A 21,755-nucleotide genomic window follows, 5' to 3' on the forward strand; every position below is an offset into this window, starting at 1 on the left:
CGAGGTCCTCAACGAGACCCTCATTGCAACAACCACTTGACCCCAAGCGCCTTGGGTTTCGGTGGTACAGCGCTCCTGGTAGCAAGATCATCGGGGATAAGCGGGGTGTGGAAGCGGGATTAGGGGCACCACATCCCCGCCGAGCTGAACCCCGGGAACCGGCCCCGGACATGACGAAGGCCGGTCCGGGGCTCAGCACCCCGGAACGGCCTTCGGTGATCGTTCGTTCCCTCTAGTCAGAGCAGCACGAGGTCGTCCCGGTGGACCAGTTCGCGTTCGTAGGAGGGGCCCATCTCGCGGGCCAGCCAGCGGGTGGAGCGGCCCATGAGGTCGGGGACCTCGGCGGCGTCGTAGTTGACCAGGCCGCGGGCGACCACCGTGCCCTCCTCGTCGCGCAGGTCGACCGGGTCCCCGGCGGTGAAGTCGCCCGTCACCTTCACCACGCCCGCCGGCAGCAGCGAGGCCTTCTCCTTCACCACGGCCTTGACCGCGCCCGGATCCAGGACCAGGCTGCCCCGGCCAGCGGTGGCGTGCGCCAGCCACAGCTGACGGGCGGAGGGACGACGGCCGTCAGCAGCGGCGAAGAACGTGCCCACGCGCTCGCCGGACAGGGCCGCGCGGGCGTTGGCCGCCGAGGTGAGCAGGGTGGGCACGCCCGCTTCGGTGGCGATCCGCGCCGAGTCCACCTTGGTGACCATGCCGCCGGTGCCCACACCGCGCTTGCCGGTGCTGCCGATGTCGATGCCGTCCAGGTCCGCCCGGCCGCGCACCAGGTGCACGATCGAGGTGCCCTGGTCGGCCGGGTTACCGTCGTAGAGTGCGTCCACGTCCGAGAGCAGCACGAGAGCGTCGGCGCGCATCAGGTGCGCCACCAGGGCGGCGAGGCGGTCGTTGTCACCGAAGCGGATTTCGTGGGTGGCGACGGTGTCGTTCTCGTTGACGATCGGCAGGGCGCCGATGTCCAGCAGGCGGCGCAGGGTGCGCTGGGCGTTGCGGTGCTGCACCCGGCGCATCATGTCCTCCACCGTGAGCAGGACCTGGGCGGCGGTCAGCCCGTGCCCGGCCAGTTCGGCGGAGTAGGAGGCCAGGAGCAGGCCCTGGCCGACGCTGGCCGCAGCCTGTTGGGAGGCGAGGTCGTGCGGGCGGCGGGTCATGCCCAGCGGGGTCATCCCCGCGGCCACCGCCCCGGAGGAGACCAGGATCACTTCCTGTCCGAGGGCTCGGCGGGCCGCCAGGACCTCGACCAGGTCGCGGATCCGGCCCGAGTCGATCAGCCCGTCCGGGGTGGTCAGTGAGGAGGACCCCACCTTGACCACGATCCGGCGCGCCTGACCGACCGCTGTGCGACCGGCCGACTCCAGGGAGTCGGCGTACTGCTCTTCGATATCTGCGCTGTGCACCACGAGGGGCTTTCCATCCGTGGCACGGCGCCCTACCCGGGCGCCGTGCTCGTACCTGTGTGGGTCCGGCTGGTGTGGAGCGGTCGGTCCCCGCGCGGGTCAGCCCAGCCGGGCGTCGGTTCCGCGCGGGCCGGACGGGACGGCCTCGGCGTCCATGGAGTTGTCCCAGTCGAAGACCACCGAGTCCTCCTCGGTGCCGATGTGCACCTCGGCGCCCTGCGTGGCACCGGCCTTGGCCAGCGCCTCCTCGATGCCCAGGCGGTTGAGGCGCTCGGCGAGGTAGCCGACGGCCTCGTCGTTGGAGAAGTCGGTCTGGCGCACCCAGCGGGCGGGCTTGTCGCCGCGCACCTGGAAGGCGTTGTCGCCCAGCGGCACGACCTCGAAGGGCACGTCACCGATCATCTTGGGCCGCAGCACGATGCGGGTGGGCTCCTCGGGCGGGGTGGCCTCGCGGGCCGCGGTGACCTGCTCGCCCAAGGCGAAGGAGAGTTCGCGCAGGCCCTCGCGGGAGGCCGCGGAGACCTCCATGACCTTGTAGCCGCGCTCCTGGAGCATGGGGGTGACCATGTCGGCGAGCTCGCGCGCCTCGGGCACGTCCACCTTGTTCAGGGCGACGATGCGCGGACGGTCGGACAGGTCCACCCCGGCCTGCTCGCCGTAGGCGGCCAGCTCGGCCTCCAGGGCGTCCAGGTCGCTGACCGGGTCGCGGCCCGGCTCGTAGGTCGCGCAGTCCAGGACGTGCAGCAGGGTGGAGCAGCGCTCGATGTGGCGCAGGAACTCCAGGCCCAGGCCCTTGCCCGCGCTCGCGCCCGGGATCAGGCCGGGGACGTCGGCGATGACGTACTGGGTGGCGCCGGCCTCCACCACGCCCAGGTTCGGAATGAGGGTGGTGAAGGGGTAGTCGGCGATCTTGGGCCGGGCCGCGGACATCGCGGCGATCAGCGACGACTTGCCGGCGCTGGGGAAGCCCACCAGGCCGACGTCGGCGATGGTCTTCATCTCCAGGCGGATGTCGAAGGCCTCGCCCTCCTCACCCTTGAGGGCGAAGCCGGGGGCCTTGCGCTTCTTGGAGGCCAGCGCGGCGTTGCCCAGGCCGCCGCTGCCGCCCTGGGCCAGTACCAGGCGGGTGCCGTGGCCGACCAGGTCGGCGATGACCTCACCGTCGGCCCTGGTGACCACGGTGCCGTCGGGCACGGTCAGGACCAGGTCCTGGCCCTTGGCCCCGGCACGGTGGCCGCCCTGGCCGGGCGTGCCGTTCTGGGCGTTGCGGTGCGGTCGGCGCTGGTAGTCCAGCAGCGTGGCGGTCTGGCTGTCGACCTCCAGGACGACGTCGCCGCCCTGGCCGCCGTTGCCGCCGTCCGGTCCGCCCAGCGGCTTGAACTTCTCACGGTGCACGGAGGCACAGCCATGCCCGCCGTTCCCGGCCTTGACGTGCAAGACCGCCTCGTCGACGAAGTCAGGCATAACTCTCCCCGTTACTCATGAGGCCGCCGCCACCTGGCGGAGACCGGGTACTGCACACGTGTCAACAGTGACTCAGTAGTGACAACGCGAAGGGCGGGCCAGTGTTCCCTGGCCCGCCCCGAAAAACCGCTGTTACGGCGCAGCCTATTCGGCGGCGGCCGGAACGATGTTGACGGCCTTGCGGCCGCGGAAGCTGCCGAACTTGACCTCACCGTCGACCAGCGCGAACAGCGTGTCGTCGCCACCGCGGCCGACGTTGGCGCCCGGGTGGAACTTGGTGCCGCGCTGACGGATCAGGATCTCACCGGCCGAAACGGACTGACCGCCGAAGCGCTTCACGCCGAGGCGCTTGGCGTTCGAGTCACGACCGTTACGGCTGGAAGAAGCGCCCTTCTTATGTGCCATTTCTCCAGCCTCCTACTTCGCCGCGATGCCGGTGACGCGCACCTGGGTGTGCTTCTGGCGGTGACCCTGGCGCTTCTTGTAACCGGTCTTGTTCTTGTACTTCATGATGTTGATCTTGGGGCCCTTGGTCTCGCCGAGAACCTCGGCGGTAACCGTGTAGCCGCTCAGCTTGTCGGCCTCGCTGATGACGTTGTCACCGTCGACCACAAGGATGGGCTGCCACGTAAGGGTGGCGCCGGTCTCGTCGGAGACCCTGTCGATGTTCAGAACGTCATCGACAGACACCTTCTCCTGTCGGCCGCCCGCTCGCACGATCGCGTACACCGGGTAACTCTCTTCCTGCTCGCTCAACGAATAATGCGCTCACTCATGACCGTGATGCCACGATCCACGAATCGCCTGTAGCGGGGCGCGGGGATCTGAGGGAAACAAACCCACCTTGGTGGAGAGCACTGCGGTCTCGGGGCGCGCGAACATTCGGGGCGCGCCGACGCACCGTCCATCAGATTACCACCGACCCGACACAGGCCCGCACACATGCCCTGGCCCGGACCGGTTCGTTACCGGATCCGGGCCAGGCTGCTGTCCCGCCTTGACCCTGAGGTCAGCCGGCGTCGACCGCGGTGGACCCACCGGTCGGTGAGGTCACCGCCGTCTTGGTCCGCCGTGTACGGCGACGCTTGGGACGCTCGGTGGCGCCCTCCGCGTCCCCGTCGGCGGGTGTCTCGGCGGCGTCGGCGTCCGAGGCCTGCTCGGTGCCGCTCGCCTGCGCCTGCTCACCCTCACCGCTGTCGGCGGCCGCGGCCGCCTTGCGGGTGCTGGTGCGCCTGCGGGTCCTCTTGGCCGGGGCCTCCTCGGCCGCAGGGGCCTCGGGCTGCTCCGGGGTCTGCTCACCCTGCTCCGCGACGGGCTCCTGCGCGGCCGTCTCGGCCGCTGCCGCGGTCTCCACGGGCTCGACGGGCTCGACGGCCTTCTTGGCGCGGGAGGAACGCTTACGCGTCTTCTTCGCCGGGACGGACTGCTCGGCCTCGGGGGCCTCGACGTCCGGTGCGAGCTCGGTCACAGCGGCCGAGCCTTCCTCAACCACAGCGTCCGGGGAAGACCCAGCCTGCTCGGCTTCGGCCACCGGTTCAGCGGCCTTGCGGCCACGACTGCGCTTGGTGGCCTTCTCGGGCTTGTCGGCCTTCTCCGGCTTCTCGCCGCCCTTGTCGGCCTTGTCCGCCTTCGTGGCGGGCTGCTCGGCGCTCTCCTCGGCTTCCGCGGGACGGTCGTCGCCGTCCTGCTTCTCGGCCTTGTCAGCGGCTCCGTCGGCCTCGCCCTTGCCCTTCTTCTTCTTGCGACCGGTGCCGCCACCGCCGCCGCCCTTGTTCTCCACCGGGTCGCTGGAGACCAGCAGGCCGCGACCGTTGCAGTGGTCACAGGTGTGGGAGAAGGCCTCGAGCAGCCCCTGGCCGACCCGCTTACGGGTCATCTGCACCAGACCGAGCGAGGTGACCTCGGCCACCTGGTGCTTGGTCCGGTCCCGGGACAGGCACTCCAGCATCCGCCGCAGCACCAGGTCGCGGTTGGACTCCAGCACCATGTCGATGAAGTCGATGACGATGATGCCGCCGATGTCGCGCAGGCGGAGCTGGCGGACGATCTCCTCGGCCGCCTCGAGGTTGTTCTTGGTGACCGTCTCCTCGAGGTTTCCGCCCTGACCGGTGAACTTTCCGGTGTTGACGTCGACCACGGTCATGGCCTCGGTGCGGTCGATGATCAGCGAACCGCCGCTGGGCAGGTACACCTTGCGCTCGAGAGCCTTGTTGATCTGCTCGTCGATCCGGTACTCGGAGAAGACGTCGCGGTCCTCGTCCCAGTGCGACAGGCGCTCGGCGAGGTTGGGCGCCACGTAGTCCACGTACTCGTGGACGGTGGTCCAGGCCTCTTCACCGGCGACGACCAGGCTGGAGAAGTCCTCGTTGAACACGTCGCGCACCACGCGCACCGTCAGGTCCGGCTCGCTGTTGAGCAGGGACGGGGCGTTGGCCGACTTGGACTTGCGCTTGATCGACTCCCACTGCTTGGCCAGACGGTTGATGTCGCGCTCGAGCTCCTCCTCGCTGGCACCCTCGGCGGCCGTACGCACGATCACACCGGCGCCGGAGGGCATCACCTTCTTGAGGATGGTCTTGAGGCGCGCGCGCTCCTTGTCCGGGAGCTTGCGGCTGATACCGGTCATCGACCCGCCGGGCACGTACACCAGGTAGCGGCCGGGCAGGCTGATCTGGCTGGTCAGGCGGGCACCCTTGTGGCCGACCGGGTCCTTGGTGACCTGCACCAGGACCGACTGGCCGGACTTGAGTACCGACTCGATGCGCTTGGGCTGGCCGTCCAGGCCGAACGAGTCCCAGTTGACCTCGCCCGCGTACAGCACGGCGTTGCGGCCCTTGCCGATGTCGACGAAGGCGGCCTCCATCGACGGCAGCACGTTCTGCACCCGGCCCAGGTACACGTTGCCCACGTAGGAGCGGTGCGTGGCCCGGTCCACGTAGTGCTCGACGAGGATGTCGTCCTCGAGTACAGCGATCTGGGTACGGTCGCCGATCCGGCGCACGACCAGGTCGCGCTTGACCGCCTCGCGGCGGGCCAGGAACTCGGACTCGGTGACGATGGGCGCGCGGCGGCGGCCCTGCTCGCGACCCTCGCGGCGGCGCTGCTTCTTGGCCTCCAGGCGGGTGGAGCCGCGGACCGCCTGGACCTCGTTCTCGATGGGCCGTTCCTGGCGCGGCTCGCGCACCTTGACCACGGTGTTCGGCGGGTCGTCGTTGGTGGACTCGCCGCCGGAGGCCGAACGCCGACGGCGGCGACGACGGCGACGGCTGCTGCTGCCGCGCTCGCCGTCCTCACCGTCCTCGGAGTCCTCACCGGAGGCCTCCTCGGTCCCGTTCTCTTCGGCGTCGGCGCGGTCGTCCCTCTCGCGCTGCTTGGCGGTGCTCTCGGCGGGCGCGGAGTCGCTCTGGGCGTCCTCGTTGTCCTGGTCCTCGCCGGTGCGCGAGCGGCCGCGGCCGCGACCGCCGCGGCGACGGCGGCGACGGCTGGGGCGCTCGTCCGAACCGGTCTCCTCGGCCGGGCTCTCGGCGGACTCCTCCTCGGTGTCCTCCTCGGGCTCGGGCTCCGCCTCGACGACCTTTTCCTTCTTGGGCTTGGTCTGGGCGGGCGCGCTGGCGACCGGGGGCTGGAAGAGCATGCCGCCGGGCGGCTGGAAGACGGCGCCGCCGGAGGTCTCGGCCGGGGTCTCCTCGGCCTCCTCCGGGTCGTCCTGGACCTGCGGGGCGGGCGCCTCGGCGGCCCGGTCCGCGGTCCGGCCCGAACGGCCACGTGCCCTGCCGCGGGTCCGGCTCCTGCCGGAGTCCTTGTCGTTGTCCTTGGCGCCGCCCTGGGTCCGGGTGTCCTCCCGGGCCTCGGCGGAGCCACCGGACTCGGTGACCTGCGCGGTGTCGCCCTTGTCCTGGGCCGCCGCCCGGGTACGCGTACGGCGCGGCGCGGCGGCGGGAGCGTCGTCCGGTCGGCCCGCGGCGCGCACGGTGCGCTTGCGCGAGCTGGACGTACTCACCGAGGTCTTGACCGTGCCGCCCTCACCGGAGCCGGCCAGGGTGGTGACTGGCATGGCGGGCGGAGAGAAGACGTCGTCGGGTTCGGGGGGTGGTCCTGCCGCGCGGCGAGCGCCCTTGGCCGGCGCGGGCGTGGTCACCCGAACCGCGCCGTCCCCCGAAGGGGGCGTCGCCGCCTTGTTCTCGGTTGTTTCAGTTGTACCCGCGGTGCCGTCGGCACCGTTCTTGGGCTCGTTGTCGAGCATCCGGGCGGTCTCCCGTCAAAGCGCTCGGGCGCACCTCGACCTCTCGGTCGGTAGCGCGGCTCACGAGAGCTGTCGTCGCTGTGTCAGCGCCGGTGGCACCGGGGTGCCACCGGGGCAAAGTCCTGTGGTTTCGCCCATGTTCCCCGCTTTGGGACCGTTCATTGCGGCGGTCCCGCTATGGGCGATGACGGCCGTGGTGCGCGGGTGCGGCGATCGTTCGTCTGGTCGTGCGCGGGTCCGGGGCTCTCGATGGTGTGAGCTTCGGGTCGGTCCGCGTCGAACGGATCGGCGATCGCACCTGTCGCCTCGTCCAGTGGCCCCTGCGCCAGCCTGGTCATCTTCGGTGATGACAGCGGCGCGAGGTCGGCCAGTTGGCGAAGGCCGGTCAGCACGTCGTCCGGTCGTACAGCAGGTGTCGTGTGCCGTACGACCATTCGAAGTATGGCATATGTCGCGTGTCGGTCCCCTGGGGCGCGCCCGTGGGATCGGCTACACACATCAATGCCGAGAACAGCGGGGCGGGTGTCGAAGCGGCGTCGGCCCTTCTTCGTCATCCGTTCCACCTCAACGCTTTCGGCGGCCAGGTAGGTGGCCACCGCCCTGGCGGCGTCGTCGGGGTCGACGTCCGCCATCTCCACGCGCCATTGGGAGGCCTGTAGCCGGTCGGCCAGACCCGGGGTGCGGGCCTCGACGACCTCGACCACGTCGATCCCGTCGGGCATGGCCGCATCGATCGCGCCCCTTACCTCTTCGGGTCGGCGCGCCTCGGCCAGAGTGAGCTCAAGATACTCCGCCTCGCTGGCGACCCCGGTGGGGGCCGCGCCCGTGTAGGAGATCTTGGGGTGTGGTGAGAAGCCAGCGGAGAACGCCACGGGTACCGAGGCCCTGCGCAGGGCTCTCTCCAGTGCCCGGGCGATGTCGCGGTGGCTCGCGAAGCGCATGCGCCCGCGTTTGGCGTAGCGAACGCGAAGGCGTTGGCCGGGGCTGGCGGTGGAGGGTGAGGTGGTGCCCTCGTGTGCGGGGGGCAGCTCAACTCCTTTCCTCAGTGCCCCCTGGGTCCGGACCGGCTGTGGCGGCCCGCAGGGGCTGTTCCTCGTCCTGCTCAGCGTACGGTGCGCCGCAGTGCACATGCGCCAACAGGACTCGCATACCGGTATCTCCCCCGAGGACCCCTGATCGAAAAGTCCCGACCGGGTCCGGACGGACTCCGCACCGGCATTCACCACCAGAACACGGGGGTCCGGAAAAAAAAATCCAAAGAAATCCTGAATCCATGGCAACCCCCCGCGCACCCCGCGAGTCTTACTTCACGTACGGCCCGGCGCGAGCGGGGCGCCGGGCCGTACACCTTCTTCTTCGGACGCTCTTCCTCACATCAGAGAATCTGCGGGAAAAGCTCCCCCCGGCGCACGAAGCACCGGCGAGGTCGAGCCCCACGGCAGAGAGCGCCCGGAGCGCGAATCCTACTCCTCTTTCACCTGATTCACACTGGTTGTGTCGGTTTTCCCGCACATCAGCAGGCCCACAGCCCTCAGGTTCCCCGCACGGCCCCGTGGTTCACGCCGTGGTTCACCCCTGCGGGGCCGATCCGCCACCTCCGCGGCCTGGACCGGCCCCCACCAGTACGACGCGAGCCAATACCGCCCCCAGCACCTCAGAGCACGGTCAGGGGCAGCATCGGGCGGCCCTCCGCCGTGTCGTTGATCTGGATCTCGGTGCCCATCGTGGGGCACACACCGCAGTCGTAGCAGGGGTTCCACCGGCAGTCATCGATCTCCAGTGACTCCTCGCCGTGCAGGGAGTCCTGCCAGTCCTGCCAGAGCCAGGAGCGGTCCAGCCCGGCGTCCAAGTGATCCCAGGGCAGGACCTCGTCCTCGTCGCGCTCACGAGTGGTGAACCAGTCCACATCCACGCCGGTTCCGGCCAATCCAGCCTCGGCCGCCTCCATCCAGCGGTCGTACGAGAAATGCTCGCTCCAGCCGTCGAAGCGGCCGCCGGCCGCCCAGACCTCCTCGACGATCCGGCCCACCCGGCGGTCGCCGCGGGAGAGTAGCCCTTCCACGATGGAGGGGCGGCCCTCGTGGTAGCGCAGGCCGATGGACTTGCCGTACTTGCGGTCTCCGCGCAGCCGATCGCGCAGCTTGCGCAGGCGGGCGTCCACGTCCTCGTGCGAGGTCTGGGCCGCCCACTGGAACGGGGTCTGCGGTTTGGGCACGAACCCGCCGATGGAGACCGTGCAGCGGATGTCCTTGCGCCCGGTCACCTCGCGGCCGGTGCGGATCACCTCGGTGGCGAGGTCGGCGATGGCCAGGACGTCCTCGTCCTCCTCGGTGGGCAGACCGCACATGAAGTAGAGCTTCACCTGTCGCCACCCGGCCGCGTAGGCGGCGGTGACGGTGCGGATGAGGTCCTCCTCGGTGACCATCTTGTTGATCACCCGGCGCATCCGCTCACTGCCGCCCTCGGGCGCGAAGGTCAGCCCGGAGCGGCGGCCGTTGCGGGTGAGTTCGTTGGCGAGGTCGATGTTGAAGGCGTCCACCCGGGTGGAGGGCAGGGAGAGCCCGGTGTTGGTGCCCTCGTAGTGGTCGGCGAGGTTCTTGGCGATGTCGCCGATCTCGCTGTGGTCGGCGCTGGACAGAGAGAGCAGGCCGACCTCCTGGAAACCGGAGGACTTCACCCCCTCCTCGACCATCTTCTGGACGGTCTGCTGGTTGCGCTCGCGCACCGGGCGAGTGATCATCCCGGCCTGGCAGAACCGGCAGCCCCGGGTGCAGCCGCGGAAGATCTCCACGCTGTAGCGCTCGTGCACGGACTCGGCCGTGGGCACGATCGGCTTCTTGGGGTAGGGCCACTGGTCCAGGTCCATCACGGTGTGCTTCTGGACCGTGTTCGGCACCCCGGGGCGGTTGGGCGTGTAGGCGGCGATCCGGCCGTCGTCGCGGTAGCTGACGTCGTAGAAGCGCGGCACGTACACCCCGCCGGTGGCGGCCAGGCGCAGCAGCAGGCCGTCGCGGCCGCCGGGTTCGCCCTCGTCCTTGAACTCGCGGATGATCTCGGTGACGGCGAGGGCGATCTCCTCGCCGTCGCCCAGGACCACGGCGTCCAGGAAGTCGGCGATGGGCTCGGGGTTGAAGGCGGAGTGCCCGCCCGCCAGGAGGAGGGGGTCCTCCTCGGTCCGGTCGGCGGAGCGTCGCGGGATACCGGCCAGGTCCAGCGCGGTGAGCATGTTGGTGTAGCCCATCTCGCTGGCGAAGCTCAGCCCGAGCACGTCGAAGGCGCGGATCGGCCGGTGGGAGTCCACGGTGAAGTGCGGGACCCCGTGCTCGCGCATCAGCTTCTCCATGTCCGACCAAACGGCGTAGGCGCGCTCGGCCAGCACCCCCTCGCGTTCGTTGAGAACCTCGTAGAGGATCTGCACGCCCTGGTTGGGCACCCCCACCTCATAGGCGTCCGGGTACATCAGTGCCCAGCGCACTCTGGTGGAGTCCCAGTCCTTGACGACGGAGTTGAGCTCACCGCCCACGTACTGGATCGGCTTACTCACCTGCGGGAGCAGGGCCTCAAGGCGCGGAAAGATGCTTTCGACGGACATGGTGTTGGCCTTCGATCGGCGGACATCGTGTCTGGCTGGATCCCTCCAGGCTACCGGCGCTACCCCGGCCCTGGAGGGTTGTCCACAGGCCGCGTCAAGACCGGACAAGAACTGGTCAGAAGGCCAAGGGCCACCCGGAAGGACAGGGTGCGGTCAGAACTCGAAGCCGCGGTCCCGGGAGTTGACACCCAGCACCAGACCGACGGCCAGCATGTTGGCGAGGATCGCGGTGCCGCCGTACGACACGAAGGGCAGCGGCAGGCCGGTCACGGGCAACAACCCCAGTCCCATCCCGATGTTGACGAAGCCCTGGAAACCGAACCAGGCGGCCGTCCCCACGCACAGCAGCCGCGGGTACGGCAGTTCGCACCCCTGGGCGATACGCAGGATCCGCCAGAGGACCACCACGAACAGGATGATGATCGCCGCGGCCCCGACGAACCCGAGTTCCTCTCCCGCCACGGTGAAGATGAAGTCGGTGTGCTGCTCGGGCACGAACCGCCCGTGGGTCTGTTCGCCCTGGAAGAGCCCGGTGCCGTCGAAGCCGCCCGAGCCCACGGCGATCAGCGCCTGGGCGGAGTTGTAGCCCGCCCCCTGGGGGTCGGCCGCCGGGTCCATCAGAGTGGCGATCCGCTGCACCTGGTAAGGCTCCAACAGGTCGAACCACAGCACCGCGAACACCGCGACCGCACCGCTGGCGAGCATGCTCGCCACCCAGATGACCGGGGCCTTGGACAGAGCGAGCACGCCGAGGAAGATCGCGACGAGCACGAGGCTGGTGCCGAGGTCGGGCTGGAACACCACCAGCACCAGCGGCACCACCAGCACCAACAGAGCGAACAGCACGTCGCGGGTCATGGGACGGGTCTCGCCGTCCCGGGGTTCGCCCAGCAGGGTGGCCAGTGCCAGGACCAGGCCGACCTTGGCCAGTTCACTGGGCTGGAACTGGAAACCGCCGACCACGATCCAGCCGCGCGAACCGTTGATCACCGCGCCGAGCGGGGTGATCACCAGGATCAGGCCGACGACGGTCAGCAGGTAGACGATCGGCACGTACGCGCGAACCGTGCGGTAGTCCATGCTGGCCAGCAGCAGGCAGGCCACCAGGGCGACGCCCAGATGCGCCAGGTGGCGGACCAGCTGGTCCGTGGATTCGAGCGGGCTGCTCCCGTCACCGGGCAGCGTCGCCGACCACACCAGCAGGGAGCCGATCCCGCCGAGTGCCAGGACGGCGCTGATCAGGACCCAGTCGAGGCGGCGGGCTCCCCCGGCCGCCGTGGACAGGGCCCGTCCGAAGTCGCGCCGGGGGCGGGTCGGACCGCCCATGTTCGTGATCATCAAGGCTCCAGCGTCTCGATGGAACCGTCCGAGCGGACGACCGGCAGTTCGGTGTGCGGTTTACCACCGGGTAGCAGCGGTTCGCCCCGCTCCACGTCCTCGCTCTCCCCGGAGCGGGAGAAACCGTAGATGCCCTCGTAGATCTCGCGGGCGATGGGCGCCGACGTCTCACCACCGGTACCGCCCTGGGAGACCAGGACGACGATGGCGTACTGCGGGTCCTCGACCGGCGCGTAGGAGGCGAACCAGGACGACACCTGGCGCCCCTCGGCGTCGGCACTACCGGTCTTGCCGGCCACCGCCACCTGGTCCTGCGGGAAGCCCGCGAATGCGCCGCCACCGGTACCGGACGTGGTCACCTCGGCCAGGGCCTCCTGGAGGTACTTGATGGTCTCCTCGCTGACCGGCACCTTGTTCTTGACCGTCGGCTCGATCATCTCGACGCTGGATCCGTCCGCGGCGACCATCGCCTTGGCCACGCGGGGTTCATACAGCGTGCCGCCGTTGGCGATGGACGCGTAGGCGCTGGCCAGCTGCAACGGGCTCACCAGGACGTCGCCCTGGCCGATCGCGAAGCTGATCGCCTCGTTGGCCCGCCACTCGAAGCCCTCCACGCAGTGTTCGTAGGCGAGCAGCTTGAGGTAGGCGGCCCGGGACGGGTCGGTCTCGGCCACCTCCGGGTAACCCTTCTCCCCCCGCTCGCAGTTGACCTCCCGGGTCTGCTCCCAGAAACTGCGCTTCCACTCGCGGTCGGGGATGCGGCCGCCGGTCTCGTAGGGCAGGTCCACGCCGGTGGGCGAGCCGAAGCCGTAGCCGCGGGCCATCTCGGCCATGGCCTCCTCCGGGTCGCCGTCGGGGTGCAGCCCGCCGTCCTTGAGCCACATCTGGTAGCCGAAGTTGTAGAAGATGGTGTTGCAGGAGGCGATGATCGCCTGCTTCAGGGTGATGCTGCCCTGGCCCGCACCCGCGTAGTTCTCGTAGCTCTGCCCGGCCAGGCTGACCGAACCGGGGCAGGCGTAGGTGCTGCGCAGCGGGTACCCGTTCTCGACCGCGGCGGACATCGACGACACCTTGAAGGTGGAGCCGGGCGGGTAGGTGCCCTGGACGGCGCGGGAGAGCAGGGGCTCCCCGGCCTCCTCGCTGAGCATGGCGTCGAAGGTCTCCTGGTCGATGCCGCCGTCCCAGATGCTGGGGTCGTAGGTGGGCACGCTGGCCATGGCCACGACCCCGCCGTTGGTGACGTCCAGGACGACGGCGGCGCCGGAGTCGGCCTTGTACTTGGGCCGTGCGCCCGCCATCCCCTTGGCCAGTGCGCGCTCGGCGACCTTCTGGACGTTCATGTCCATGTGGGTGACCAGGTGCGTGCCGGCTTCGGGGAGGCGTTCGGAGATCACGTCCATGACCTCACCGTGGTTGTTCACGCCCAGGGTCCGCAGTCCGGCGTTGCCGCGCAGCTGCTTGTCGTAGACGGCTTCGAGGCCGTCACGGCCCACCATGTCGATCCCGGTGAACTGGGTGCGCAGCTCCTCACGTGCCTCCAGTTCCTCCTGGGTGACGGGCTGGAGGTAGCCGAGCATCTGCCCGGCGTGCTCTCCGTAGGGGTACTCGCGCACGGCCTGGGCCTGCGCGGTGATCCCCGGGAAGTCGTCGGCGCGCTCCATGATCTGCAGGGCGACGGGACCGTCCACGTCCTCGGCGAGGGTGACGGGCTGGTAGGGCGATCCGGGCCAGCAGGGCCGCTGGATCTCGGGGCCGCACAGGCGCATGCGCTGCTGGAGTTCCTCCAGGGGGACGTCGAGGACGTCGGAGAGGTCGCTCAGGACCCCCTCACCGCCGTCCTCCATGCCCTGGAGCTCGTGGTAGTCGGCCGAGACCAGGAGCTGGGTCTTGTTGCTGACCACGGTGCGGCCGCTGGAGTCGAGGATCTGCCCGCGGGTGGCGGGGACGACGAGTTCCTGGTGGTGGTTGGCGACGGCGAGCTCACGGTAGTAGTCGGCCATGGGCACCTGGAGGTACCACAGGCGGGCGACCAGGGCCGTGAACAGGACCAGGACCAGGAACTGGGCGAAGACGAGACCGAACCAGCCGAGCCTGCGCCCGGGCAGGGCGGGGCCCACGGGTGGCTTACGCACCAGGTCACCACCCGCCCGTGGAGGTCGGCCCCTGGATGGTGGCGAAATCACTCTCGGTGAGCAGCGAGCGCACCCACAGGACGGGCAGGGTGACCAGCGGCGCGAACAGCGTGGTCAGCAGCGCGCCCACGGCGACGTTGCGGCCGACCGCGGCGAGGGTGACGTTGGCGTCGCCCATGACCAAGCCGACGAACGCGTATCCCACGCCCACGCCCACGGCGGTCACAGCGGTGATACCCAGGGCGGTCCAGGCCGAGATCCCGGCGCCCGCAGAGCCGCCCAGGCCGGTGTTGGCGCGCAGGAGCGCCAGGACGTAGGCGGCCAGGCACAGCACCAGGGCGTAGCGGCCCATCGGGTGCTCGGCCGGGGGCAGCACGTCCATGGCCAACCCCGCCGCGAACCCGCACCCTGCGGCCGCGGCCGGGCTGGTGGTCAGTGCCACGGCGACGACCACGGCGAGCACGAGGTCGGGGCCGGGGCCCCATTCGAAGGGCAGACGGTTGACGACGGTGGCCTGGGCGAGCACCGCGACGGTCACCATGAGCAGGGTCGCTACGGCCCTCATTGGTCCCCCTCTGGCTTGGGTTTGGGCGGGAGCACGGAGTCGCGCGGGTCCTCGGCCGGGCCGCCGACGACCACACCCACCATGTCCAGGGACGAGAAGTCCACGGCCGGGGTGATACGGGCGATCCGGCTCAGCGCGCCGGGCGCGACCTGGACCTCGTCGACGGTGCCGATGGGCACCCCCGGCACGAAGGGCGCGCCGTCGTGCGATCCCAGCGTGACCACACGGTCCCCCTCCTCGATGGGGGCCTCCATGTCGAACAGCTCCAGGGTCAGGTCGGCCTCGGGGCCGCCCGGGACGCTGCCGCCGGTGATCGCGCCGATCTTGCTGGTCCGCTCCAGCCGCGCGCCGACCGCGGAGTTGACGTCGGTGGCGAGCTTGACGGTGGCGGTACGGGGTCCGGCCTCGATGACCCGGCCGACCAGGCCGGAGCCATTGACCACGGTCATGTCGGGGCCGATCCCGGAGTCGGTGCCCGCGTCGATGGTGACCGTGTGCGCGTAACCCCGCGCGGTGGTCCGGGTGACGGCCTGCGCCGGGACGATCTCGTAACCGCCCAGGCCGGACAGGTGCAGGAGCTGGTCGAGCTGGTCCGCGCGACCCTCGTCGAGGCGGGCCGCCTGGAGACCAGCCTCCAGTTCGGCGTTGGCGGCCTCCAGTTCGGCGATGCGCGCGGCTGCCTCGGGGCCCTGGCTGACGCCTTCATAGAACGTGGCCGCGGGCCCGGTGACCAGGCCGACCCCGGCCGCGGTGGGCGTGAAGACGAGCTCTCCGCCGCCGCGGGCCAGCGAGGTGACCGGGTTGCTCCCGGGGCGCGCGTCCAGGACGATCAGGACCACGGCCGCCGCGACCAGCACGGCGAGGAACAGCCGGGACCGAGGCGAGTCGCGGAGCATGTCAGCGCCGCCGTTCCGGGACCAGGACCTGGTGGAGGCGCTCGTAGTTCTCCACGCAGGTGCCCGAGCCGACGGCGACCGAGTCAAGCGCGTTCTCGGCGACGTGGATGGGCATCCCCGTCTCGTGCAGGAGACGGTCGTCGAGGCCGCGAAGCATGGCGCCGCCGCCGGTGACCGCCACCCCCCGATCCATGATGTCGCCGGAGAGTTCGGGCGGGCACTTGTCGAGGCTGGTGCGGACCGCGTCGATGATCGTGGTGACCGGCTCCTCGATGGCCTGGCGCACATCGGACTCGGACAGCACGATGGTCTTGGGCAGACCGCTGATGAGATCGCGCCCGCGCACCTCGGCGTGGAGCTCCTCCGAGCCGGTGGGGTAGGCGGAACCGATGGCGAGTTTGAGCTCCTCGGCGGTGCGCTCCCCGATCATCAGGGAGTACTCCTTCTTGATGAAGGTCATGATCGCCTGGTCGAGTTCGTCACCGCCCACTCGGATGGACTGGGAGGTGACGATGCCGCCCATGGAGATGACGGCGACCTCGGTGGTACCACCGCCGATGTCCACGACCATGTTGCCGGTGGGCTCGTGGACGGGGAGCCCGGCGCCGATGGCGGCGGCCATGGGCTCCTCGATGATGTACACGCGGCGCGCCCCGGCCTGGTAGCCCGCCTCCTTGACCGCACGGTGCTCGACCGAGGTGATGCCGCTGGGGACGGCGACGATGATGCGGGGTTTGGCGAAGTGGCGGCGGCGGTGGATCTTCTGGATGAAGTACCGCAGCATCCGCTCGGTGACCTCGAAGTCGGCGATGACGCCGTCCTTGAGGGGGCGGATGGCGGTGATGTTGGTCGGCGTGCGGCCGATCATCTGCTTGGCCTCGATACCGACCGCCACGATCTTGCCGGTCGAGGTGTTGAGCGCGACCACCGACGGCTCGTTCAGAACGATGCCGCGCCCACGTACGTACACGAGTGTGTTGGCGGTACCAAGGTCTACGGCCATGTCCCGGCCGAGAAATGCAAGGTTGTTCGGCATGTAACGTCCTCAGAGGCGCCGTGTCGGGCGTGGACGTGTGGCACGACCATAAGTAGTCGTTCCAGCACGTTATGTATCCAGTCCCCCGTATCGTAACGGTCAGCACTTAGCCCGTTACGCAAACACACCGAATTGTTGCCTCGTCAGCGGACGAATGGTGAGAAAACAGCTGTGTCTCGGGGTGCGTACGCACCCCGAGACACCAAGAGTAGGCCGCTGAGGGCCGAATCCCCCTCAGGGACGGACCTACAGGTCGGGGAAGAAGAGCTTGATCTCGCGCTCGGCGGAGTAGGTGGAGTCCGAACCGTGCACGATGTTCTTCTGCACCTCCAGGGCGAAATCGCCGCGGATGGTGCCGGGCGCGGCGGTGACCGGGTCCGTGGCACCGGCCAGAGCGCGGAAGGCCTCGATGGCGCGCTCACCCTCGACCACCATGGCGACCAGCGGGCCACCGGTGATGAACTCCACCAGCGAGTCGAAGAACGGACGCGAGGCGTGCTCCTCGTAGTGCGTCTTGGCGGTGTCGGCGTCGAGCGTGCGCAGCTCCATCGCGACCAGGTTCAGGCCCTTGCGCTCGATGCGCGAGATGACCTCGCCGACGATGTTGCGGCGGACACCGTCGGGCTTGATGAGAACGAGAGTGCGCTCCACGTGCGTTTCAACTCCTCACTGGGAACCCCCCGCGTGGCGCGCGCAGGCGTGGCGCCCACGGTCGCGACCGCACGCGGTGGGGTGTACGGGTGTGTGCCCGGGACTCGGGGACGGGCGAGGGGGAGGTCCGCCGTGGGCGAACCAGGATCGCCCGTCTGCCCGGACCTGCGTCACACTATCGCGTTTGCCACCGGGGCGCGGTGGGCATGCTGATTCTCCGCAGCCCACCGCTGCCGACGACTACGCCGACCGTGCTCCCCCGGTGGCACCGGCGGTCTCGCCGGGTGCGGAGCTCTCAGAACCCTCCGTGGCCTCGGCGTAGGCGGCGTGCGCCGCCTTCTCGGCGTCGACCTTGCGGCCCAGGATCACACCGGTGACCCACAAGGACACGAACACGATCGGAACCAGCGGCGTCCCGGCGACCAGGAAGGAGCTGAACAGGAAGGCCGCCTGGAGCGCCCAGCCGGCGTAGTGCGCCCAGGTGTACTTCTGCAGGCCGGACAGCACCAGAGCGGCTACGGCGATACTTCCCCAGACGCCACCGGCCAGGGCCGGGTCCATCTCCTCCAGGTTGATGGCGATGGGGATCATCAGGCCGATGACAATGGCCTCGAACACGAGGACTACGGCGCAGAGTGTGCGCACGACGGTTTCCCTTCGTCGGTTGGGTCGTCTGCTTCCGCTACTCCACTGAACCGCGCAGCAGGTGCACGGCGTCACCAGAGGTGACCACCGACCCGGTGACCAGCACACCGACCCCGCCGAACTCGCCACCCGCCTCGGCCAGGCCTACCGCCTGGTCGATGGCGTCGTCGAGTCTGGGGGCCAGGTGGACGCGGTCCTCACCGAAGATCTGCTTGGCGATGTCGGACAGCTGAACCGGGTCCAGGGACCGCGGCGAGGAGTTGCGGGTGACCACGAGCTCGTCGAGCAGTGGTTCCAGGGGCTCCAAAATCCCCTCAACGTCCTTGTCGGCCATGACCGCGACCACGCCGATCAGCCGGGAGAAGGAGAAGGCCTCCTCCACGGCGGCGGCGGTGGCGATCATTCCGGCCGGGTTGTGCGCGGCGTCGGCGATGACGGTCGGGCTGGTACGCACGACCTCCATCCGGCCCGGGGACTCCAGTCCGGCCAGGGCCTCGCCGACGATCACGGGGTCGAGTCCGGCGGCGTCCTCGGAGGCGGAGAAGGCCTCCACGGACGCGATGGCCACAGCGGCGTTGCTGGCCTGGTGCTCGCCGAACAACGGCAGGAAGAGGTTGTCGTAGCTCCCGGTGAGGCCCTTGACGGCGAGCTGCTGACCGCCGACGGCCACCTCCCGGGAGGTCACCCCGAACTCAAGCCCCTCACGGGCCACGGTGGAACCGACCTCGGCGGCGTGCCGGACCAGGACCTCCGCGGCGGGCAGCGGCTGCTGCGCCATGACGGTGACGGACTGGGGCTTGATGATGCCCGCCTTCTCCTCGGCGATGCCGTCGAGGGTGTCGGGCAGGTAGTCGGTGTGGTCGATGCCGATGGGCGTGATGACCGCGACGTCGCCGTCGACGACGTTGGTGGCGTCCCAGGTCCCGCCCATGCCGACCTCCACCACGGCGACGTCCACGGGGGTGTCGGCGAAGACGGCGTAGGCCATGACGGTGAGGATCTCGAAGAACGACAGCCGGACGTCGTTCATCGAGTCGGCCATCTCCAGGAAGGGACGGATGTCGTCGTAGGCCTCGACGAACCGCTCCTGGGTGACGGGCTCACCGTCGACGACGATGCGTTCGCGCACCGTCCGCAGGTGGGGGCTGGTGTAGCGGCCTACCCGCAGGCCGCGGCCGCGCATGAGCGCGTCGATCATGCGGGCGGTGGACGTCTTGCCGTTGGTCCCGGTGACATGGATGACCCGGAAGTTGCGCTGCGGGTCGCCCAACAGGTCCAGCACCGTGCGGACACGGTCCAGACGAGGATCGATGTCAGATTCGGGTGCGCGGGAGAGAATCTCCGCGGTGACCTCGGCGTAGCGCTCTGCGGCGCTCACGTCACTCACGGCGTCTCGGTGATCGGGGTGTACACCCGCGCCAGTCTACGCGGCCTCACCTGGGCACGGACTCCGGGTCGGGTGTGCGAAGCCGGACATGGGGCGGACCATACTGTGGTCATGCCTAGCCTTGACCCGGTCGTCGACCCCTTCTTCTCCGAGTGGGCGGGCCGCAGCCCCGAACAGTCCCGCAGCCTGGACCGAGCGAGTGCGCTGCTGGCCGCGCTGGACCTGGACCCGGCGCCCGTGCCGGTGCTCGGGGTGGTCGGCTCCAAGGGCAAAGGGAGCACGGCCACGTACGCGGCGGCGACGCTGTCCGCCGCCGGGCTCCGGACCGTCCTGGTCACCGGCCCGAGCTTCCGGGGATACCGCGAACGGGTCCGGGTGGACGGGGTGTCGGTGACCGACGGCGAACTCCGCTCCCTGGGCGAGTCCGTCGAGGCGGCCCGCGGGGAACTGCCCTCCCCCGCCGAGAGCGGCGGTTACCTGGCGCCGAGCGGCCTGTTCCTGGTTGCCGGGCTCCTGCACGCCCGCGCGATCAGCGCCGACGTGTGCGTCCTGGAGGCCGGGATGGGCGGCCACCGCGACGAGCTCAGGCTGGTCGGCCCGGAGGTGGTGGCGCTTGGCATGGTTTTTGCCGAACACCTGGGGGTCCTTGGCGACACCGTGACGGAGATCGCCCGTGAGAAGACCCGGGTGGCTTCCCCTGACCGCACTCAGGCCCTGGTGACCCTGCCGCAGAGCCCAGAGGTGGCCCCAGTCGTCACCGGGACCCTGCACGAGATCACCGGGGGCCGGGTGTCACCCCAGGTGGTGGACCCCGCGACCGCCAAGGAGCCACCGCGGGAGCTGCGCCCCTCGGGCCTGTCCGCCGCCTCCGGTGTCCTGGGCACGGCTGCCGCCACCCGCATGCTGGAGCTGCTCCGGCACCCGGCGGCCGCCCCGGAACGACTCCACTCCGTGCTCGGCACCGTCACCCTGCCCGCCCGCCTGTCCCGGCACACCGTGCCCGGCTCGACGACCGAGGTCGTGGTGGACTCGGCCATCGACCGCGTCGGGGTGAGCGCCGCCCTGGCCCACGCCCGCGCGCTGTGGGGCGGCGTGGACCATGTGCTGCTGTGCCTGCCCGACCACAAGGACGTCTCCGGCGCGGTCGCCGCGTTGGAAGGCCTGCCGGTGACCGCGGTCCGACTGCCCGAGGCCCACCTGCGCTTCGACCACGACCTCCCCGCCCACTGGAACCACGTCCACGCCGAGGACCTCTCCCACACCGCCGTCACCGCGCTGGGTCAGCGAGTCCTGGCCCTGGGCACGGTGTACTTCACCGGCCGCGTGCTGGAGGTCCTGGACGCCCCGACCGACCGCCTGTTCAACGCGAGCTGAGTACAGGTTTCGCCTCACACGTCCCGTAATCCGCAAACGCCCCACATGACAGGCCATGAGTCGGCCTGATCACCCTTGGTAACCCTCTCGGCGATTGAAGCCCCGCTTCGACGCGTGCGTTCGACCGTCCCCGAGCTCCAAGGAGCCGCATGCCCACACGCGAGCACGAGATCCCTCTGCGGCTCGTCCAGAACCAACCGGCCATGGCCCCGGCACTGCTGGAGTCCCTCGGCTTCGAGGTGCCCCGGTACACCGAGGCGCTCAACACCAGTTCGGTACTGACCAACTGCGATCCCAAGGAGTTCAACAGCGACGGAGCCGTCGTGCTGCGCGACGGCACCAAGAACGTGATGGCGGTGGTGGTCGAACGCCAACACGGCCATGACAAAGACAAGCGGCGCAGTTGGCCCGCCTATCTGGTCACCCTCCACGTCCGGCTGGAGTGTCCGACCATGCTGCTGGTCCTGTGCCCGAGCGACGCGGTGGCCCGCTGGTGCGCCAAGCCGATCCGGACCGGCCACCCGGGTTTCGACCTGGTTCCGCTCACCATCGGCCCGACCCGGATGCCGGTCATCGCCAAGGAAGAAGAAGCCCGGGTGCTCCCCGAACTGGCGGTGCTGTCGGCCCACGCCCACGGGAACGACGATCACCGCACCCTACGCGCGGTGATCGAGGCCCTGGATTCCACGCCCGAGACGAACAGGGCGTTCTACTATGACTATGTGCCGTCCGGCCTCAACGAGGCCGCTCGGAAGGAGCTGGAGAGCTTGATGGCTGTGGAAACCTACGAGTGGCAGAGCGACTTCGCCCGCAAGTACGTCGGCATCGGCCGTGAAGAGGGCCGTGAAGAGGGCCGCGCCCTCGCAGTGCGGAACGTGATCTCGGTTCTGGAAGCGCGGGGCTTCGACGTGTCCGGCAAGATCCGCGAACGGATCGAGGCCTGCACGGACCTGGACACCCTGGAGAAGTGGGTTCCCGCCGCTGTGACAGTGGACCGCCCCGAGGACCTCTTCGGCTGATGTCGGGCGAGCT

At 69.8% G+C, this 21,755-nt stretch carries 17 protein-coding genes; 2 read left to right on the forward strand and 15 right to left on the reverse strand.

The annotated features are described in order from the left end of the window. Positions 1 to 236 precede the first annotated feature (236 nt). From proB to D457_RS0125295, 15 genes are all read right to left on the reverse strand, one after another. Positions 237 to 1,400, reverse strand: coding sequence for a glutamate 5-kinase (gene proB / locus D457_RS0125225; protein WP_026117016.1), 1,164 nt, complete (start codon positions 1,398 to 1,400; stop codon positions 237 to 239). A 99-nt stretch (positions 1,401 to 1,499) separates the two neighbouring features. Further along, positions 1,500 to 2,864 carry a GTPase ObgE gene (gene obgE / locus D457_RS0125230; RefSeq protein WP_017583462.1) on the reverse strand — a complete coding sequence of 455 codons (1,365 nt, stop codon included), beginning with the start codon at positions 2,862 to 2,864 and terminating at the stop codon, positions 1,500 to 1,502. Between the two features lie 144 nt (positions 2,865 to 3,008). Beyond that, on the reverse strand, positions 3,009 to 3,269 hold the full coding sequence (gene rpmA / locus D457_RS0125235; RefSeq protein ID WP_017583463.1) for a 50S ribosomal protein L27: 261 nt from the start codon (positions 3,267 to 3,269) through the stop codon (positions 3,009 to 3,011). A gap of 12 nt (positions 3,270 to 3,281) precedes the next feature. Continuing rightward, the gene (rplU, locus tag D457_RS0125240; RefSeq protein ID WP_017583464.1) at positions 3,282 to 3,593 is read right to left on the reverse strand and encodes a 50S ribosomal protein L21; all 312 of its coding nucleotides are present in this window, start codon (positions 3,591 to 3,593) and stop codon (positions 3,282 to 3,284) included. A gap of 280 nt (positions 3,594 to 3,873) precedes the next feature. After that, positions 3,874 to 7,107, reverse strand: coding sequence for an Rne/Rng family ribonuclease (locus tag D457_RS0125245; protein WP_017583465.1), 3,234 nt, complete (start codon positions 7,105 to 7,107; stop codon positions 3,874 to 3,876). Between the two features lie 158 nt (positions 7,108 to 7,265). After that, the gene (locus D457_RS0125250; RefSeq protein WP_017583466.1) at positions 7,266 to 8,048 is read right to left on the reverse strand and encodes a TIGR03936 family radical SAM-associated protein; all 783 of its coding nucleotides are present in this window, start codon (positions 8,046 to 8,048) and stop codon (positions 7,266 to 7,268) included. 713 nt (positions 8,049 to 8,761) lie between these two features. Beyond that, positions 8,762 to 10,699: a TIGR03960 family B12-binding radical SAM protein gene (locus tag D457_RS0125255; protein ID WP_017583467.1), complete on the reverse strand. Its 1,938-nt coding sequence runs from the start codon at positions 10,697 to 10,699 to the stop codon at positions 8,762 to 8,764. Between the two features lie 153 nt (positions 10,700 to 10,852). Next, positions 10,853 to 12,037 carry a rod shape-determining protein RodA gene (gene rodA, locus D457_RS0125260; RefSeq protein WP_017583468.1) on the reverse strand — a complete coding sequence of 395 codons (1,185 nt, stop codon included), beginning with the start codon at positions 12,035 to 12,037 and terminating at the stop codon, positions 10,853 to 10,855. After that, complete coding sequence (gene mrdA / locus D457_RS0125265; RefSeq protein ID WP_026117017.1) at positions 12,037 to 14,169, reverse strand: penicillin-binding protein 2; 2,133 nt, start codon at positions 14,167 to 14,169, stop codon at positions 12,037 to 12,039. Before mrdA ends, rodA begins: the two co-directional genes overlap by 1 nt. 4 nt (positions 14,170 to 14,173) lie before the next feature. After that, entirely contained in the window at positions 14,174 to 14,734 is a 561-nt protein-coding gene (gene mreD, locus D457_RS0125270) for a rod shape-determining protein MreD (protein WP_017583470.1), read from the reverse strand. Further along, complete coding sequence (mreC, locus tag D457_RS0125275) at positions 14,731 to 15,630, reverse strand: rod shape-determining protein MreC (RefSeq protein WP_017583471.1); 900 nt, start codon at positions 15,628 to 15,630, stop codon at positions 14,731 to 14,733. The genes mreD and mreC overlap by 4 nt, the downstream gene beginning before the upstream one ends. 1 nt (position 15,631) lies before the next feature. After that, entirely contained in the window at positions 15,632 to 16,666 is a 1,035-nt protein-coding gene (locus D457_RS0125280) for a rod shape-determining protein (protein ID WP_026117018.1), read from the reverse strand. Positions 16,667 to 16,912: 246 nt separating this feature from the next. Next, positions 16,913 to 17,317 (reverse strand): nucleoside-diphosphate kinase, encoded by a 405-nt coding sequence (gene ndk, locus D457_RS0125285; protein ID WP_017583473.1) that lies wholly within the window; start codon positions 17,315 to 17,317, stop codon positions 16,913 to 16,915. A gap of 240 nt (positions 17,318 to 17,557) precedes the next feature. After that, positions 17,558 to 17,962, reverse strand: a complete 405-nt coding sequence (locus D457_RS0125290; RefSeq protein WP_026117019.1) for a DUF4233 domain-containing protein — start codon at positions 17,960 to 17,962, stop codon at positions 17,558 to 17,560. A gap of 37 nt (positions 17,963 to 17,999) precedes the next feature. Then, positions 18,000 to 19,349, reverse strand: coding sequence for a bifunctional folylpolyglutamate synthase/dihydrofolate synthase (locus D457_RS0125295; RefSeq protein ID WP_017583475.1), 1,350 nt, complete (start codon positions 19,347 to 19,349; stop codon positions 18,000 to 18,002). Positions 19,350 to 19,460: 111 nt separating this feature from the next. Here D457_RS0125295 and D457_RS0125300 point away from each other — a divergent pair, with 111 nt between their 5' ends. Continuing rightward, entirely contained in the window at positions 19,461 to 20,723 is a 1,263-nt protein-coding gene (locus D457_RS0125300) for a folylpolyglutamate synthase/dihydrofolate synthase family protein (protein WP_017583476.1), read from the forward strand. Positions 20,724 to 20,872: 149 nt separating this feature from the next. Then, positions 20,873 to 21,742, forward strand: coding sequence for a hypothetical protein (locus D457_RS0125305; RefSeq protein ID WP_017583477.1), 870 nt, complete (start codon positions 20,873 to 20,875; stop codon positions 21,740 to 21,742). Positions 21,743 to 21,755 lie beyond the last annotated feature (13 nt).

The sequence above is a fragment of the Nocardiopsis valliformis DSM 45023 genome, assembly GCF_000340985.1.
In the GTDB taxonomy this organism is placed as follows: Bacteria; Actinomycetota; Actinomycetes; order Streptosporangiales; family Streptosporangiaceae; genus Nocardiopsis; species Nocardiopsis exhalans.